Source organism: Halomonas marinisediminis (genome assembly GCF_004347715.1).
GTDB classification, from domain to species: Bacteria; Pseudomonadota; Gammaproteobacteria; order Pseudomonadales; family Halomonadaceae; genus Halomonas; species Halomonas icarae.
In genome coordinates this window covers 276,813-291,214 of the sequence record NZ_SLTR01000001.1, presented here as the reverse complement: position 1 = coordinate 291,214, position 14,402 = coordinate 276,813, and the positions used below count along the sequence as shown (strand labels likewise).

Sequence of the window (14,402 nt, the reverse complement as noted above, 5' to 3'; positions counted from 1 at the left end):
GCGTATGGCCGTTATCATCTAAGTGGCCTATGCCCGAAATCATCTAAGTGGCGTGTGGCCGATATCATGGCGGCACAGGGGCATGATCAGAGCGCCTGGTCGCTATCGAGTGACCACCTGGCCATCATTGTCGATCTCCAGGCGGCGGTTGCGGCCGGCAAAGAGGGCAAAGGTGGCGGCTAACGCACAGATCGCCAGCAGCACGCCGGTGATGATGCCGAGCCCCAGGTCGAGCTGAAGCATCACGCCCACCCCCAGCGGTCCCATGGCGGCCAGCGTGTAGCCACCGCCCTGGGCCAGGCCGGAGAGCTTGCCGGCCAGGCGCGAGTTGCCGGTGCGCAGCACGATCAGTGTCAGGGCGAGACTGAAGCTGCCGCCCTGGCCCAGGCCGAGCAGGATCACGCCGATCCAGCGCAGTGAGGGAGCGCCCTGCAGCAGCAGCCAGAACCCCGAGGCGACCAGTGCCAGCACCAGCAGCAGGGCGGGGCGCTGATCCCGGCCCAGGCGTGCCAGCCAGGGGGCGGCCAGGGCGGCGGGCAATTGCACCATCACCGAGGCGCCCATCATCCAGCCGGCCTCGGCTTCACCGTAGCCACGTGCTACCAGCAGGGTGGGAAGCCAGCCAAAGACGATATAGGCAAGTGATGACTGTAGTCCCATCATCAACATCACCTGCCAGGCCAGGGGTTGGGTCAGCACCGCGCGCATCGAACCGCCACCGCCGGGCAGCGCCGCTTCATCGCGGCGGGGAGCCAGGGTCTGCCAGGCCACCAGGGCGATGAGCGCCAGCGCCGACCAGCTGGCAAGCCCCAGATGCCACGCGCCCAACCAGTCGGCCAGAGGGATGCTCAAGCCTGCCCCCAGGGCCCCGCCCAGACACAGTGCCATGGTATAGACGCCCGTCATCAGGTCGGCCCCCGCGGGTAGCTCGCGCTTGACCAGCGCCGGCAGCAGGGTGCCAGCCACGCCGATGGCGGCGCCCGCCATCAGGGTGCCGATAAAAAGCGCGGTGATCACGGGAATGCCACGCAGCGCCAGCCCCACGGCCAGCAGTATCAACCCGGCGGCCAGGGCCCGCTCGGGTCCCAGGCGCTTGGCCAGCCAGGGGGCCAAGGGAGCAAACAGCCCCAGGCAGAGAACGGGTAGCGTGGTGAGGGTACCGATGGCCAATGCCGACAACCCCGTATCCTGTTGGACACGAGTCAGCACCGGGGCCAGGGAGGAGAGGGCGGGGCGCAGGTTGAGGCCCACCAGCACCATCAGAGTGATAAACAGTCCCAGGCTGACGCGGGACTCCCGCTTAGTCGCGGTCATGTCGCCACTCCCTGGCCTGCTTGGGGCGCAGTCTCAGGCGCTGCTCTTCTCTGCGGGGTGCCAGGAGAGGATGCTCCTCGCTTTGGTTCTCGGGCCGAAAGACCACCCTGCCAAGATGGTGGGGCATCTCTTGTTTCACCTGGCGCAGGATATCGGTGACATCCTCCGCACTGACCAGTGCGCCGCCTCCGTTCAGCGGGTCGGGCTGGGCCACCAGGCGACCCTCGAAGAGCCAGCAGCGCTGGGGAACCTGGGCGATCTGCCAGTCGCGGCCCTGCCAGCGGGCCCGGTTATCGGGGAGCAGCTGCAGCTCATCCAGCGGCACCAGCGCCTCAAAGAGTCGGGCGTTCAGCACGGCTCGACCGCCCGTGGCCATGCGCACGGGCCCCGTATAGCGAGAGTCGCTCAGCGCTGTCATTACCGCCTTGCGATTCGGCTTGGCGGGCAGGGTCGCACGGCCACAGAGATGCAGCAGGTCGTGGTCGACCTGCTTGATAACCCAGATATCAATAGGTTGCTTGCCAAACAGTTGTTTGAGCATGGTTGAGTGACATTGTTGGGGGAGTGGGGGGTATATTCACATATTGTGATGCTATCCGCTACCGCCGGGTCAGGCCTGCTGGCGACCGCCACCACTACTGTTTCTGCCCCCGCGCCGGCGTCGACGCGTGGCGGTTGTCTGATCATCGTCGCGCCGCTGGCCTTGTCCACGTGGTTGGCCACCACCACCGCGCTTCTGGGGGTTGCCTCCGCGTCCACCACCGCCACGACGGTTGCGGCCGTTTTCGATGGGCTCCGGCTTGGCATTGGGGTCGGGCTCGAAGCCGGGCTCGATGCGCTTCTCGAGGTCGCGCTTGATCAACCGCTCGATGCCCTTGAGCAACCCATGCTCGTCGACGCAGACCAGTGACACCGCCTGGCCCTCGCTTCCGGCGCGGCCGGTGCGGCCGATACGGTGGACATAGTCCTCGGCGACATTGGGCAGCTCGAAGTTGACCACGTGGGGCAGCTCCTCGATATCGAGGCCACGGGCCGCGATGTCGGTGGCCACCAGCACCTGCAGGTCACCGGTCTTGAAGGCGGCCAGCGCCTTGGTGCGCGCCGACTGGCTCTTGTTGCCATGAATCGCCATGGCCGGGATCTCCTGCTTGGAGAGCTGTTCGGCCAGACGGTTGGCACCGTGCTTGGTGCGGGTGAAGACCAGTACCTGGTGCCAGTCGTGCTCGGTAATCAGGTGGGCCAGCAGCTCGCGCTTCTTCTCGCGGTCGACACGGTAGATCGCCTGATCGACGAGCTCGGCGGTGGTGTTGCGGCGAGCGACCTCGATCATCTTGGGATCGTCGAGCAGCTTGTTGGCCAGTGCCTGGATCTCGTTGGAGAAGGTCGCCGAGAACAGCAGGTTCTGGCGCTTCTCGGGCAGGACCCGCAGGATCTTCTTGATATCGTGGATGAAGCCCATGTCGAGCATGCGGTCGGCTTCGTCGAGCACCAGGATCTCTACCTTCGACAGATCGACGTGTTTCTGCTGCTGCAGGTCGAGTAGACGCCCGGGAGTGGCGACGAGCACATCGAGGCCAGGGCGGATGGCATCGACCTGGGGCTGCTGGCCGACGCCGCCGAAGATCACGTGGCTCTTCAGGGTCAGCAGGCGACCATAGTTGGCCACGCTCTCGCCTACCTGGGCGGCCAGCTCACGGGTCGGTGTCAGCACCAGGGCACGCACCTGACGCTTGCCGGGGCGTGGGCCGTCGGCCAGGCGTTGCAGCATCGGCAGGGTAAAGCCGGCGGTCTTGCCGGTGCCTGTCTGGGCGCTGGCCAGCAGGTCCCCGCCCTTGAGCACGGCGGGGATCGCCTGCTGCTGGATGGGAGTCGGGATGGTGTAGCCTTGTGCCTCTACGGCGCTCAGCAGTTCGGCACGCAGGCCGAGTTCGGAAAAGGTCATGCGGTCTCCGCAGAACACCTCGGCCGTGCCGCGCGATCGTGCGCAGCCAGTCCCGGGCCGGGGTGTGAAAGATTCGGGGTCAGGGCGCGGCAGGAGGGACTCGCTGATGTGCCGCGACGCGCATTATGCCAGATTCCGGGCTTGGGCGCAGCTACTCTTGCCGGCGTGTGCCGCGAACGGCCTCGGCGAGCTCGTCGGCCGCGCTGTCCCACCCTCGGCCCAGGGCGCGGACCAGTGCAGGATAGCCATCGGCCTCGAGGACGTTTTCGAGCTCCAGGGGCTGCATCGCCAGCAGGCTCCCGTCGGCGGCATGCAGGCGCCAGCGGCCGCCGATGACGGCCCGGCCATCGTGACGCCCCTGGAAACGGTCGATCTCCAGCGCCAGGCGCAGGGCATTTGCCTCGCGGGGGGCCGTGCCGTCGAGAAGGACCCGGGTATCGGGAAGCCGCTGCGCCAGGCGGTCACGCAGGCCGCGTTGCAGCTGCTTGCCGAGGGCTTCGGCCCATTGATGGCCGCGGGCTTCCACCAGGGTGATATCGTCGATCTGCATGACGATGCCCTCGACATCCAGGTAGTCGGCGAGTCGTGGCGTGGCAACCTGCAGCTGATAGCGCGTTTCGGCTCCCGCCGCACCCTGCCGAGTGGCCTCTGGCATGGTGGCTTCGGGCATGGTGGCTGCTGGCAAGGTGTAGCGCTCGGGCGCGGGCTTGCTGCTGGCGCACCCCCCCAGCGTGCCAGCCAGCAGCAGGGTGGCCAGGGCGGCACCAATCCATCTTCTTGCCATCATGACAAGCTCTCCATACAAGCTCTCCAGGCGGTAGGTAGTCACTCTCGTGGTGCGCGCGGCACGGGGTCCTCGGCATCCAGGCTGTCGAACAGCAGGGCACGTGGGTTGTCGGACAGCGTTCTGGCCACCGGCTGGAGGTCACGCAGCAGCCGCTCCAGGCGCTGGGTGGCGCCCACCAGCTCCTGGTAGGCTGACGACTCGGGCGAGAGTCCCTCCAGGGTGGTGCGCAGTCCCTCCAGGGTGGCATTGAGGTTGACAGGGACTTCGCGGGTCCCGGGGGCTTCCACCAGCTCCCTCAGGGAGGCGGAGAGCGTGCGTACTTCCTCGAGCATTGCCTCGGACGCAGCGAGGTTGCGGTCGAGGCCCTCGAGCAGGGGCTCCACCTCCAGGTCGTTGAGCTTGGCCAGCAGGCTGGTGATCTGTGACTCGATGAGCGCGAACCCCCCGGATGTGGTGGGGAAGACGCGCTGCTCGGCGAAGGTGAGCGGCGCATACTTCTCCTCCAGCTCGCTGTGAAAGTTGAGGTCCACGAACAGTGCTCCGGTCAGCAGGTTGCCGCTCTTGAGGGTGGCGCGCAGACCCAGTTCGAAGAAGCGCTCGTATCGGTCTCGCCACTGCTCGAGGTCGATCTTCTGATTCTCGATACCCAGACGCTGGGGCTCGATGCGGATCAGCACCGGTATGGCGAAGCCGTTGCGACCGCCCGGCTGCTCGGCGGTAAAGTTCCAGGGCACGGCGGCCACGGTGCCTAGACGCACGCCGCGAAACTCGACTGGCGCACCTTTGGTCAGTCCGCGAACCGAATCGTCGACCAGCAACACGTACTCCAGATAGCGATTGAAGGTTCCCTGGCGTGCGGTGTCCTCGTCGGGGTAGAGGGTGAAGGTCGTATCGGCGGCCACCTTGCTACCCAGTGGCAGGTCCTCGGGAACGCCGAAGGTGACGCCACCACCGAGCAGGGCCTCGAAGGATTCGACATTGACCCGAAAGCCTTCGGAGTCCAGTCGCAGATCGATGCCGCTGGCCGACCAGAAGCGTGTGCTATCGGTCACCAGGCTGGCGTAGGGGGCCTCGATAAAGACCCGATGCTGCATGCGCCGGGTGGTGGCGTCGAAATCGGCCTCTTCCACGCGGCCCACGGTGTAGCCCTGGTAGGTGACCGGGTCGCCCACACGCAGCGAGTTGCCCAGCTGACTGATCAGGTTGATGCGCAGACCGGCGGCCCCGGCGGGCGCCACGGGGGGCTGGTCGCTCACCTCGAACTCGCGCGCCTCGATCTCGCTCTCGCCCGGTTGCAGCTGAATATAGGCGCCGGACAGCACGGTGTTCAGGCCGCTGATGCCTTCGCGCCCCACTCGCGGCTTGACCACCCAAAACTGGCTGTCCTCGACCAGCATCGCCTCGTTGTCCGGACCCATACGAGCGGTAATCACGGCGGTGGAGAGATCCTCGGAGAGGTGTACCTGCTCGACCCGGCCGACTTCCACATTGCGCGTCTTGATCAGGGTGCTGCCTGCCTCGATGCCCTCGGCATTGCTGATGGTCAGGGTGATCTGTGGGCCACGGCTACGGTAGTTGTCGTAGACCAGCCAGGCACCGATCAACAGGGCCACGATCGGCACGATCCAGATCGGCGAGACGCGTGCCTGAGGCGTAGCCCGAGCATGGTGCTGTGGGGGGGAGGCGTCGTCATGACGCGGATTCTCTTCACTCATCCAGAGCTTCCTTCAGGATGTCGTCCATGGAGGGGCGGTCGAGATGTGGTTGTCTCAGCGGGCATCGGCGTGTCCCAGATCAGTCGGGGATCGAAGGTCATGGCGGCCAACATGGTGATCACGACCACGGCGCCGAAGGCGAGGGCGGCGGGCCCGGGCTCGATGGACATCAGCGTACCGGCGCGAATCAGCGCCACCAGGATGGCCACCACGAAGACATCGATCATCGACCAACGGCCGATGAATTCGGTGACACGATAGAGCCGTGTGCGGGTCACCGCATTGAGCTCGCTGCTGCGCCTGACCATCAGGCATAGCCAGGCCAGGGCCACCAGCTTGCCGACCGGCACGATAATACTGGCGATGAAGATGACGGCGGCGACCGGCCAGGAGCCCATGCCGATCAGTTCGACGACTCCGCCGACAATGGTCGAGGGTGAGCTATGTCCCAGGCTGGTGGTGGTCATGATCGGATAGACATTGGCCGGGATATACATGATCGACGCGCCTGTCAACAGCGCCCAGGTGCGCTGCAGGCTGTACGAGCGACGGGCATGCAGTGTTTCGCCGCAGCGCTCACACCGGCCATGGCCGTCGGCATCGAGCCGGCCGACCAGCCCGCAGGTATGACAGCCGGCGAGGCCCTGAGGGGCCGCGGTCTCGCCGGTGCGAGCCCCCTTCGGCGCACGCGGTTCACCGGCCAACGAGAACCACATCCAGTCGGCATCCAGCGACTGGGTGGTCAGCAGCAACAGCAGGGCGAAGGCACAGAATGACCAGAACGACACGCCGAGGTCGATGTCGGCCATGCCGGCTATCTTGATCAGGCTCACCAGGGCGCCAATGATAAAGACATCGGCCATCATCCAGGGGGTGAGATGTGCCAGGGAGCGCGCGATCGTTCGGCTGGCCGGTAGCGGGGTGTCGCGTAGCAGCCCCAGCTGCAGCCAGATCACCCCGGCCAGATAGATCGCAGGCAGTACCACGATGGTCAGGATCACGGCACCGCCCACTACCGGCTGGTGGAAGCCGATCATCGTCGTGGCGGTCTGGGTCAGTTCGATGCGATTACCGATGCCACCCACGCTAAAGCTGAGGAAGGGAAAGGCCAGGGCCAGGCCCAGCGCCACCAGGGCCGCCAGCGCCAGGGCCAGACTGCGCTGGACGGGGCGAAAATGGCGGGTCACCAGGGTGTGACGGCAGCGTGGGCAGTCGGCCTTCTCGCCGGGGCGCAGCGGTGGCAGGGCGACCAACCAGTCGCACTCCTGACAAGCACGCAGGCGGCGCCGCGCGCGGCTCTCCGGCGGCGTGCGCTCGACGCGCGCTGCCTCACCCTGCAGCAACGGCGGGGTGGTCAGGCGTTGGCGAAGAGGAACAGAGGGCGTGGCCAAGGGGGTAGGGTGTCTCCTGGTGCGAGGCTTCACTCATCACCCGGCTCAAGCGTACACTGCGCCGGACCGTGGTCTGATGGAAAGTGTGACACGTCACCCGGGCACTGTCATTTTTCAACATGCACATATGAATGTAACGGGAACGAGACGATGATCCTACCCGCGGTGGCGGTAGTCGCAGGATTGATCCTGCTGGTATGGAGCGCCGAGCGCTTCGTCGATGGCGCGGCGGCGACCTCGGGCCGCCTGGGGCTGTCGCCGCTGCTGATCGGTATGCTGGTGATCGGCTTCGGCACCTCGGCCCCGGAGCTGGTGGTCTCGGCGCTGGCGGCGGGGCAGGGTAACCCCGGCCTGGCGCTGGGTAACGCCTACGGCTCCAATATCGCCAATATCGGCTTGATCCTGGGGCTGGTGGCGCTGGTCGCGCCGCTGACGGTGCACTCCTCGGTAGTGCGTCGTGAACTGCCGGTGCTCGGCGTCGCAACACTGCTGTCGGCGCTGTTGATGTGGGGAGGCGTCATCGGTCGTCTCGAAGGCACGTTGCTGCTGATTCTGTTGGCTGCCTTCATGGGGGTGAGTATCTGGCGCGCCCGTTACGCGGGCTCGGATTCCCTGGCCGCCGATACCGAGGAGAGCCTGACGGTTCATCCCATGAGCCTGAAGGCCGGGCTGGTCTGGACCGGTGTCGGCCTTGTGCTGCTGGTGATCAGCTCGCGAATTCTGGTCTGGGGCGCCGTGGCCATCGCACAGAGCCTCGGAGTCAGCGACCTGATCATCGGGCTTACCGTGGTGGCGGTGGGCACGTCGCTGCCCGAACTCGCCTCATCGATAAGCGCGCTGCGTCGCAACGAGCATGACCTGGTGCTCGGCAATGTGGTGGGGTCCAACCTCTTCAACACTCTCGGCGTGGTGGGCCTGGCAGCGGTAATTCACCCCATCGAGGTGGGCGACGAAGTGCTGCTGCGGGACTGGAGTGTGATGACGGTCATGACACTGTTAATGACAGCATTCGCCATCGGCTGGCGGGGGAGGAAAGGACGCATCAACCGGTTTGAAGGCGCTGCGCTGCTTGCGATGTTCGTTGCTTATACCGCCTGGATGGTGCGCCTGGTACTGAGCGGCGGCTGACACCGGTGCGACAACGCGACGCGCAACTTATGGCGGCCAGAGGGGGGCAGCAAGGGTAGGATAGATTAAGATCAGCTCATAAGCTTATTTCCGCGATTGTTTTCGAGGTCGTCAACGCCTTGACGTGCGGCTGCTAGGCTATGGTTGTCCCAGGTGTCCAGGTGGAATGCGCCACGGCATCGGCAATGCCGGTTCCCGAAGCATAATGCGCCGTTGAGCGTGCAGACGCATCCCTTGCGACGGACTCGTGTCATCTGCGTAACGAGGCAAGCGCCATGGAACTGGATCCTCTTCTGTTGTCGCGACTGCAGTTCGCCTTTGTGGTCTCCTTTCATGCCATCTTCCCGGTGTTCACCATCGGCCTGGCATCCTATATTGCCGTGCTCAACGGCCTCTTCTACAAGACGGAAAACCCCGCCTGGGACCGCCTCGCCCAGTTCTGGACCCGGGTGTTCGCCGTGGTGTTCGGCATGGGGGTGGTATCGGGCATCGTCATGTCGTTTCAGTTCGGCACCAACTGGAGCAACTTCTCCTATGCCACCGCCAACTTTATCGGGCCGATGCTCAGCTATGAAGTGGTTACGGCCTTCTTCCTGGAGGCGGCCTTCCTCGGCGTGCTGCTGTTCGGGCGCGGCAAGGTACCCCAGGGGGTGCACCTGTTCGCCTCGATCATGGTGGCATTGGGCACGTTTATTTCCTCGTTTTGGATTCTTTCCGCCAATAGCTGGATGCAGACCCCGGCCGGTGCGGAGCTGATCGATGGCCGCTTCCATATCACCGACTGGTCGGCGGCGATCTTCAACCCGTCGTTCCCCTGGCGCTTCTCTCACAAGGTGATGGCGTCGTTCGTTACCGGTGGCTTCGTGGTAGCGGGCGTCAGCGCCTGGTACTTGCTGATCGGCCGCGATGTCGAGGCGAACCGCCGTGCGCTCTCCATGTGCCTGTGGCTGCTGCTCGTGCTGACTCCCGCCCAGGCGGTGATCGGCGATTTCCACGGCCTCAACACCCTGGAGCATCAGCCGACCAAGGTGGCCGCCATGGAGGGCCACTGGGAGACCAGCACCGATGTACCGCTGCTGCTGGCCGCCTGGCCCGATCAGGCGGCTCAGGACAACCGCTTCGAAATCGGCATCCCCAATCTGGCCAGCCTGATTCTGACTCACGATATTCATGGCGAGATACCGGGTATCAGCGAGGTGCCCCAGGATGAGCAACCAACGGTATGGCTGGTGTTCTGGTCGTTCCGGGTCATGGTCGGTCTGGGCGTGCTGATGATCGGTGTCTCCCTGGTGGGGCTGTGGCTGCGTCGCGGCGGCCGCCTCTATCGGCAGCGAGGCTACCTGCAGCTGCTGAGGCTGATGAGCGTGACGCCCTTTGTCGCGGTGCTGGCCGGATGGTTCGTGACCGAAACGGGCCGCGCCCCCTGGCTGGTCTACGGACTCATGACCCACGCCGAAGGGCTCACTCCGTCACTGACCGGAGGCATGGCGCTGTTTACCCTGATCGGCTACATGACGGTCTATGCCGTGGTGTTTGCCTGCGGCCTCTACTATCTCACCCGCGTGGTGCGCCAGGGCATGCTGCCTGCATCGGGTGGCGATGCCGATCCTTCGCCCCACGCCAAGCGGCCCTTCTCGGCAGCCAATGCCCGCTTCGATGACGATGCGGCCCCAACCTGGAGGCAGTGATATGGAATCCTTCGACCTCTCCATGATCTGGGCGGTGATCATCGGCTTCGGCGTGATCATGTACGTACTGATGGACGGTTTCGACCTGGGGCTCGGCATCCTCTACCCCTTCGCGCCGAGCGAGGAGGCCCGGGACGTGATGATGAACTCCGTCGCCCCGGTATGGGACGGCAACGAGACCTGGCTGGTGCTGGGCGGGGCCGGGCTGCTGGGGGCCTTTCCGCTGGTCTACTCGGTCTACCTGCCGGCCCTCTATATCGGGGTCTTTCTGATGCTTGCCGGCCTGATCTTCCGTGGCATCGCCTTCGAGTTTCGTTTCAAGTCGCGGCGCAACCGGGCGTGGTGGAACCGCGCTTTCTGCTGGGGATCGGCGGTCGCCGCCTTCGCCCAGGGCGCCGTGGTGGGGGCCTATATCGAGGGCTTCCCGGTCGAGGACTTCGTCTTCGTCGGAGGGGCCATGGACTGGTTGACGCCCTTCGCGGTCTTGACGGGCATCAGCCTGATGGTCGGCTATGCCCTGCTGGGGGCCACCTGGCTGATCCTCAAGTCTGAGGGCGAGATCCAGCGCTGGGCCTATCGCATCACCCCGGTCCTGCTGCTGGCGGTGCTCTCCGCCTTCGCCATGATCAGCGTCTGGACCCCGCTGGTGGATCCCGCGGTGTTCCAGCGCTGGTTCGATCATATTCATCTGATCTGGGTGCTGCCGGCCCTGGCCCTGGCCTGTGCCGCCTGGCTGTTGCTGGCGGTCCATCGGCGCCAGGAGGGGCAGCCCTTCATCGCCACGCTGGGGCTCTTCCTCTTCACCTACCTGGGCCTGGTGGCCAGCAAGTGGCCGGTGATCGTGCCTCCCGACTACACGATCTGGGACGCCGCCTCGGCACCCGAGTCGCAGCTCTTCCTGCTGATCGGTGTGCTCTTCGTGATTCCCATCGTGCTGGCCTATACCGCCTGGTCCTACTGGGTGTTCCGCGGCAAGGTCCGTCCCGGCGACGGCTACCACTAGTCGGTGGGCCGTCGTAATAGTGCCACCGGGCAAGCCTCCCGGTGGCTGGCCGCTTATGCCGCCGAGGAGCGCTGGCGCCTGAACCTGGCGGTCGCCGCCGGTGTGGTGGCCGCCCTGGCCACCCTGGGCCAGCTGGTGCTGCTCGCTCATTTTATCAGCGAGCTGCTGGTGGCCCAGGCGCCGCTGGTGAGACTGACTCCCCTGGCGCTGGGCATGCTGGGGCTGCTGCTGGTGCGCAGCCTGGCGTTGTTCCTTCAGGAGCGGCTGGGGCTCGTTGCCAGCCTGGCCCTGCGTCGGCGGATACGCGGCGAGCTACTCGATCATCTGGCCAGGCTGGGGCCGGCGGGGCTCTCAAACAGACACTCGGCGTCACTGGCCAGGCAGCTGGTCGAGCAGGTGGAGGCTCTGGATGGCTATATGGCGCGTTATCGCCCCCAGCTCGCCCTGGCCATACTCCAGCCGTTGATGGTGCTCGTGGCGGTGGCCTGGCTCGACTGGCTGGCGGCGCTCTTCCTGCTGCTATCGGCGCCACTGATACCCCTGTTCATGGCCCTGGTAGGCATGGGGGCCGAGCGCCTCAATCGAGAGCAGTTCGAGGCGGTCTCACGCCTGTCGGGCCACTTCATCGATCGGGTCCGGGCGGTCACTACCCTGCAGCTCTTCGGTCGCACCCAGGAGGCGACGGCCGAGGTGCACGCTGCCGCCGACGACTATCGCCGGCGCAGCCTGCGCACCCTGCGCGTGGCCTTTCTCTCCTCGGCGGTGCTGGAATTCTTCGCCTCGGTGGCGATCGCCATGGTGGCGATCTATGTCGGGTTCGGCCTGCTCGGCTATATCACATTCGGCCCCTCGCCGGAGCTGACCCTGTTCAGCGGCCTATTGGTGTTGCTGCTCGCTCCGGAGTTCTTCCAGCCGCTGCGTGTGCTCTCCCAGCACTATCATGACCGGGCCGCGGCCCTGGGCGCCGCCGACGGGCTGATGGCGCTGCTCGCCGAGAGCGTCGAGGAGCTGCGCGGTAGCGGCGGTGAAGAAGCGCCCGCCGCTTGCGTATCCGAGGGGTTGATTCGCCTCGAGGCGGCCACGGTGAGCTATCCTCAACGCGGCCGCGTGCTCGGCCCCCTCGACCTGACCCTGGTGCCTGGCGAGGTGCTGGTGGTAAGCGCCCCCTCAGGGGGAGGAAAGTCGACGCTGCTTCACCTGCTGGCGGGCTTTGTTGGCCCAGAGGGGGGAAGGCGGCGGATGGCGCCCGGGCTGCGCTACGCCTGGATGGATCAGCGGCCGCTGCTGGTCAAGGGCAGCCTGGCCGATAACCTGCGCCTGGCGGCACCGCAGGCGGACGTATCGGCCATGTACCGATCCCTGGAGCGTGCCGGCCTGGGCGAGTTGCTGGCACGCCTGCCCGAGGGGCTCGATACACCGCTGGGCGAGCGCGGTGCGGGACTCTCCGGTGGTCAAGCCCAGCGGCTGGCGCTCGCCAGAGTCTTCCTGTGCGATGCTTCGTTGGTGCTGCTCGATGAGCCCACGGCGAGTCTGGATGCCGCGACCGAGGCGGATGTCATCGCGGCGCTGAGAGAGCTGGCCCGGGAGGGGCGTTGTCTGGTGATTGCTACCCACCATCCGGCGTTGATGGCGCTGGCCGACCGGGGCCTGATGCTCGATCAACAGGGAGAGCGCATTCGATGAGAGAGCCTGTGGAGGAGCGTGGTGACCTGTGGGGCGAACTGGCTCCCTGGCTGCAACTGCTGGCATGCCGTCGCGGGCGGCTGGCCGCTGGCGTCGGGTTGATGGCACTGACGCTGCTGTCGGCGATCGGCCTGCTGGCACTGTCCGGCTGGTTTATCACCGCCACCGGTCTCACCGGCATGCTGCTGGCGGCAGGGGCGGCGGCACGCCTGGACGTCTATCTACCGGGAGGCGGCATCCGCGCCTTTGCGGTGACGCGAACCGTGGCTCGCTATCTGGAACGCCTCTACAATCACGACACGGTGCTGCGACTGCTCGCCGATCTGCGCGGACGACTGTTCGGTGTGATCGCCGGCCTCGATGCGCACGCCCTGAGAGAGCGGCGCGCCAGCGACTGGCTCAATCGGTTGACCGCCGATATCGATACCCTGGACAGCCTCTACCTGCGGCTACTGGCGCCGGCCGCGGTGTCGCTGGTCGCCACCCTGGGGCTTGGAGGCTTCCTGGCCCTCTGGACGCCCATGGCAGGGCTCGTGGTCGGAGGCGTGTTGCTGTTCGGCTGGGGCTGGTTGGTGGTCGGTCAGGCGCGCCAGGGAATGGCCGCCAGTCGGCGCCAGGTCACCACTCGCGAGTTACTGCGAGGGCGCCTGGTGGAACAGATGCAGGGCATGGCTGAGCTGGAGGCCTATGGTGCCCTTGCACCTCATCGTCAGCGGATCGAAGCCCTGGAGGCGGAGCTCTATCGGGATCAGCGCCGGCTCGGGACCCTGGTGGCGCTGGGCAATGCCCTTGTCACGCTGCTGGTGGGAGGAGCGGCACTCACGGCGCTGTGGCTCGCCGCCACGGCCTGGCAGGCCGACATGCTTACCGGACCGCTGGCGGTGATGATGCCCCTTGCCGTGCTGGCCATGAACGAGGCCCTGACCGGCCTTCCCGCTGCCTTTACCTGGCTGGGCGCCACCCGGGGCGCGGCGGCGCGGCTCAACGGGCTGCGCCGGGCGGCGCCTCAGTCGCCGGCGGTGAAGAGTGGCCGGGCTACACCTCCTGGCCCTCTTGCGGTATGCCTCGACAGGGTATCGCTGCACTACCCTGGGGCGCCGCTGGCGGCTCTGGAGGGGCTTTCGTTGCGGCTCGCTGCCGGTGAGCGGCTGGTGCTGTGCGGTGTCTCGGGGGCGGGCAAGTCGAGTGTTGCGGGGCTGCTGCTGCGTCAGCTCACGCCCAGCGCCGGCGAGATCCTGCTGGGAGGCGTGGCCCTGGACGCCTGGCCAGAGGCATCGCTTCGCCGGCGAGTGGCCGCGCTGACCCAGCATGTCGATCTGCTCGATGACAGCCTGGCCGCCAACCTGTGCCTGGCCCGACCGGAGGCGGAGGAGGGAGCATTATGGGCGGCGCTAGCCTGGGTCGAGCTGGCCGACTGGGCGATGACGTTGCCCGCAGGCCTCGCCACTCGAGTCGGCGAGGGGGGGCGGCGCCTCTCCGGTGGCCAGGCGCGACGCCTGGCCCTGGCGCGCCTGTACCTGCTGGATCCCGATCTGGTGATTCTTGACGAGCCCTTCGCCAGCCTCGATGCCGCCACCGTGGCGCGGCTGAGCCCTCGACTGAATGCCTGGCTCGAGGGGCGTACCACGCTCTACCTCGTGCATCAGCTGGATGGCGGAGATTTCGATCCACCCGGGATCGATCACCGCCTGACACTGGTCCAAGGCCGAGTGAGCTCTACCTGAGCCATTCTTTCACGCTTCACAAGGAGA

The 14,402-nt window shown here is 66.2% G+C and carries 11 protein-coding genes; 5 read left to right on the top strand and 6 right to left on the bottom strand.

Annotated features, from left to right (window positions below):
- Positions 1-102: 102 nt before the first annotated feature.
- The 6 genes from E0702_RS01380 to E0702_RS01355 form a co-directional block, all read right to left on the bottom strand.
- Positions 103-1,314: an MFS transporter gene (locus tag E0702_RS01380; RefSeq protein ID WP_240721636.1), complete on the bottom strand. Its 1,212-nt coding sequence runs from the start codon at positions 1,312-1,314 to the stop codon at positions 103-105.
- Positions 1,301-1,855, bottom strand: coding sequence for a hypothetical protein (locus E0702_RS01375; RefSeq protein WP_132041168.1), 555 nt, complete (start codon positions 1,853-1,855; stop codon positions 1,301-1,303). The genes E0702_RS01380 and E0702_RS01375 overlap by 14 nt, the downstream gene beginning before the upstream one ends.
- A 69-nt stretch (positions 1,856-1,924) precedes the next feature.
- Entirely contained in the window at positions 1,925-3,256 is a 1,332-nt protein-coding gene (locus tag E0702_RS01370) for a DEAD/DEAH box helicase (protein WP_132041167.1), read from the bottom strand.
- A 151-nt stretch (positions 3,257-3,407) separates the two neighbouring features.
- On the bottom strand, positions 3,408-4,043 hold the full coding sequence (locus E0702_RS01365; RefSeq protein ID WP_240721635.1) for a PqiC family protein: 636 nt from the start codon (positions 4,041-4,043) through the stop codon (positions 3,408-3,410).
- Between the two features lie 38 nt (positions 4,044-4,081).
- The gene (pqiB, locus tag E0702_RS01360) at positions 4,082-5,758 is read right to left on the bottom strand and encodes an intermembrane transport protein PqiB (protein WP_132041166.1); all 1,677 of its coding nucleotides are present in this window, start codon (positions 5,756-5,758) and stop codon (positions 4,082-4,084) included.
- Positions 5,755-7,116, bottom strand: a complete 1,362-nt coding sequence (locus tag E0702_RS01355; RefSeq protein WP_132041259.1) for a paraquat-inducible protein A — start codon at positions 7,114-7,116, stop codon at positions 5,755-5,757. Before E0702_RS01355 ends, pqiB begins: the two co-directional genes overlap by 4 nt.
- Positions 7,117-7,299: 183 nt before the next feature.
- On the opposite strand from E0702_RS01355, the gene E0702_RS01350 reads away from it, so the two are divergent.
- The 5 genes from E0702_RS01350 (at position 7,300) to cydC (ending at position 14,375) form a co-directional block, all read left to right on the top strand.
- Positions 7,300-8,277: a calcium/sodium antiporter gene (locus tag E0702_RS01350; protein WP_132041165.1), complete on the top strand. Its 978-nt coding sequence runs from the start codon at positions 7,300-7,302 to the stop codon at positions 8,275-8,277.
- A 275-nt stretch (positions 8,278-8,552) separates the two neighbouring features.
- Positions 8,553-9,965 (top strand): cytochrome ubiquinol oxidase subunit I, encoded by a 1,413-nt coding sequence (locus tag E0702_RS01345; RefSeq protein ID WP_132041164.1) that lies wholly within the window; start codon positions 8,553-8,555, stop codon positions 9,963-9,965.
- Between the two features lies 1 nt (position 9,966).
- Complete coding sequence (gene cydB, locus E0702_RS01340; RefSeq protein WP_132041163.1) at positions 9,967-10,968, top strand: cytochrome d ubiquinol oxidase subunit II; 1,002 nt, start codon at positions 9,967-9,969, stop codon at positions 10,966-10,968.
- A 3-nt stretch (positions 10,969-10,971) separates the two neighbouring features.
- Positions 10,972-12,651, top strand: a complete 1,680-nt coding sequence (cydD, locus tag E0702_RS01335; protein ID WP_132041162.1) for a thiol reductant ABC exporter subunit CydD — start codon at positions 10,972-10,974, stop codon at positions 12,649-12,651.
- The gene (gene cydC / locus E0702_RS01330) at positions 12,648-14,375 is read left to right on the top strand and encodes a thiol reductant ABC exporter subunit CydC (RefSeq protein ID WP_132041161.1); all 1,728 of its coding nucleotides are present in this window, start codon (positions 12,648-12,650) and stop codon (positions 14,373-14,375) included. The genes cydD and cydC overlap by 4 nt, the downstream gene beginning before the upstream one ends.
- Positions 14,376-14,402: the final 27 nt, after the last annotated feature.

What these genes read in the sequence shown, in the direction of transcription:
- E0702_RS01380 (WP_240721636.1), bottom strand. Translation starts at nt 1,314, where the DNA reads ATGACCGCGACTAAGCGGGAGTCCCGCGTCAGCCTGGGACTGTTTATC.
- E0702_RS01375 (WP_132041168.1), bottom strand. Translation starts at nt 1,855, where the DNA reads ATGCTCAAACAACTGTTTGGCAAGCAACCTATTGATATCTGGGTTATC.
- E0702_RS01370 (WP_132041167.1), bottom strand. Translation starts at nt 3,256, where the DNA reads ATGACCTTTTCCGAACTCGGCCTGCGTGCCGAACTGCTGAGCGCCGTA.
- E0702_RS01365 (WP_240721635.1), bottom strand. Translation starts at nt 4,043, where the DNA reads ATGATGGCAAGAAGATGGATTGGTGCCGCCCTGGCCACCCTGCTGCTG.
- pqiB (WP_132041166.1), bottom strand. Translation starts at nt 5,758, where the DNA reads ATGAGTGAAGAGAATCCGCGTCATGACGACGCCTCCCCCCCACAGCAC.
- E0702_RS01350 (WP_132041165.1), top strand. Translation starts at nt 7,300, where the DNA reads ATGATCCTACCCGCGGTGGCGGTAGTCGCAGGATTGATCCTGCTGGTA.
- E0702_RS01345 (WP_132041164.1), top strand. Translation starts at nt 8,553, where the DNA reads ATGGAACTGGATCCTCTTCTGTTGTCGCGACTGCAGTTCGCCTTTGTG.
- cydB (WP_132041163.1), top strand. Translation starts at nt 9,967, where the DNA reads ATGGAATCCTTCGACCTCTCCATGATCTGGGCGGTGATCATCGGCTTC.
- cydC (WP_132041161.1), top strand. Translation starts at nt 12,648, where the DNA reads ATGAGAGAGCCTGTGGAGGAGCGTGGTGACCTGTGGGGCGAACTGGCT.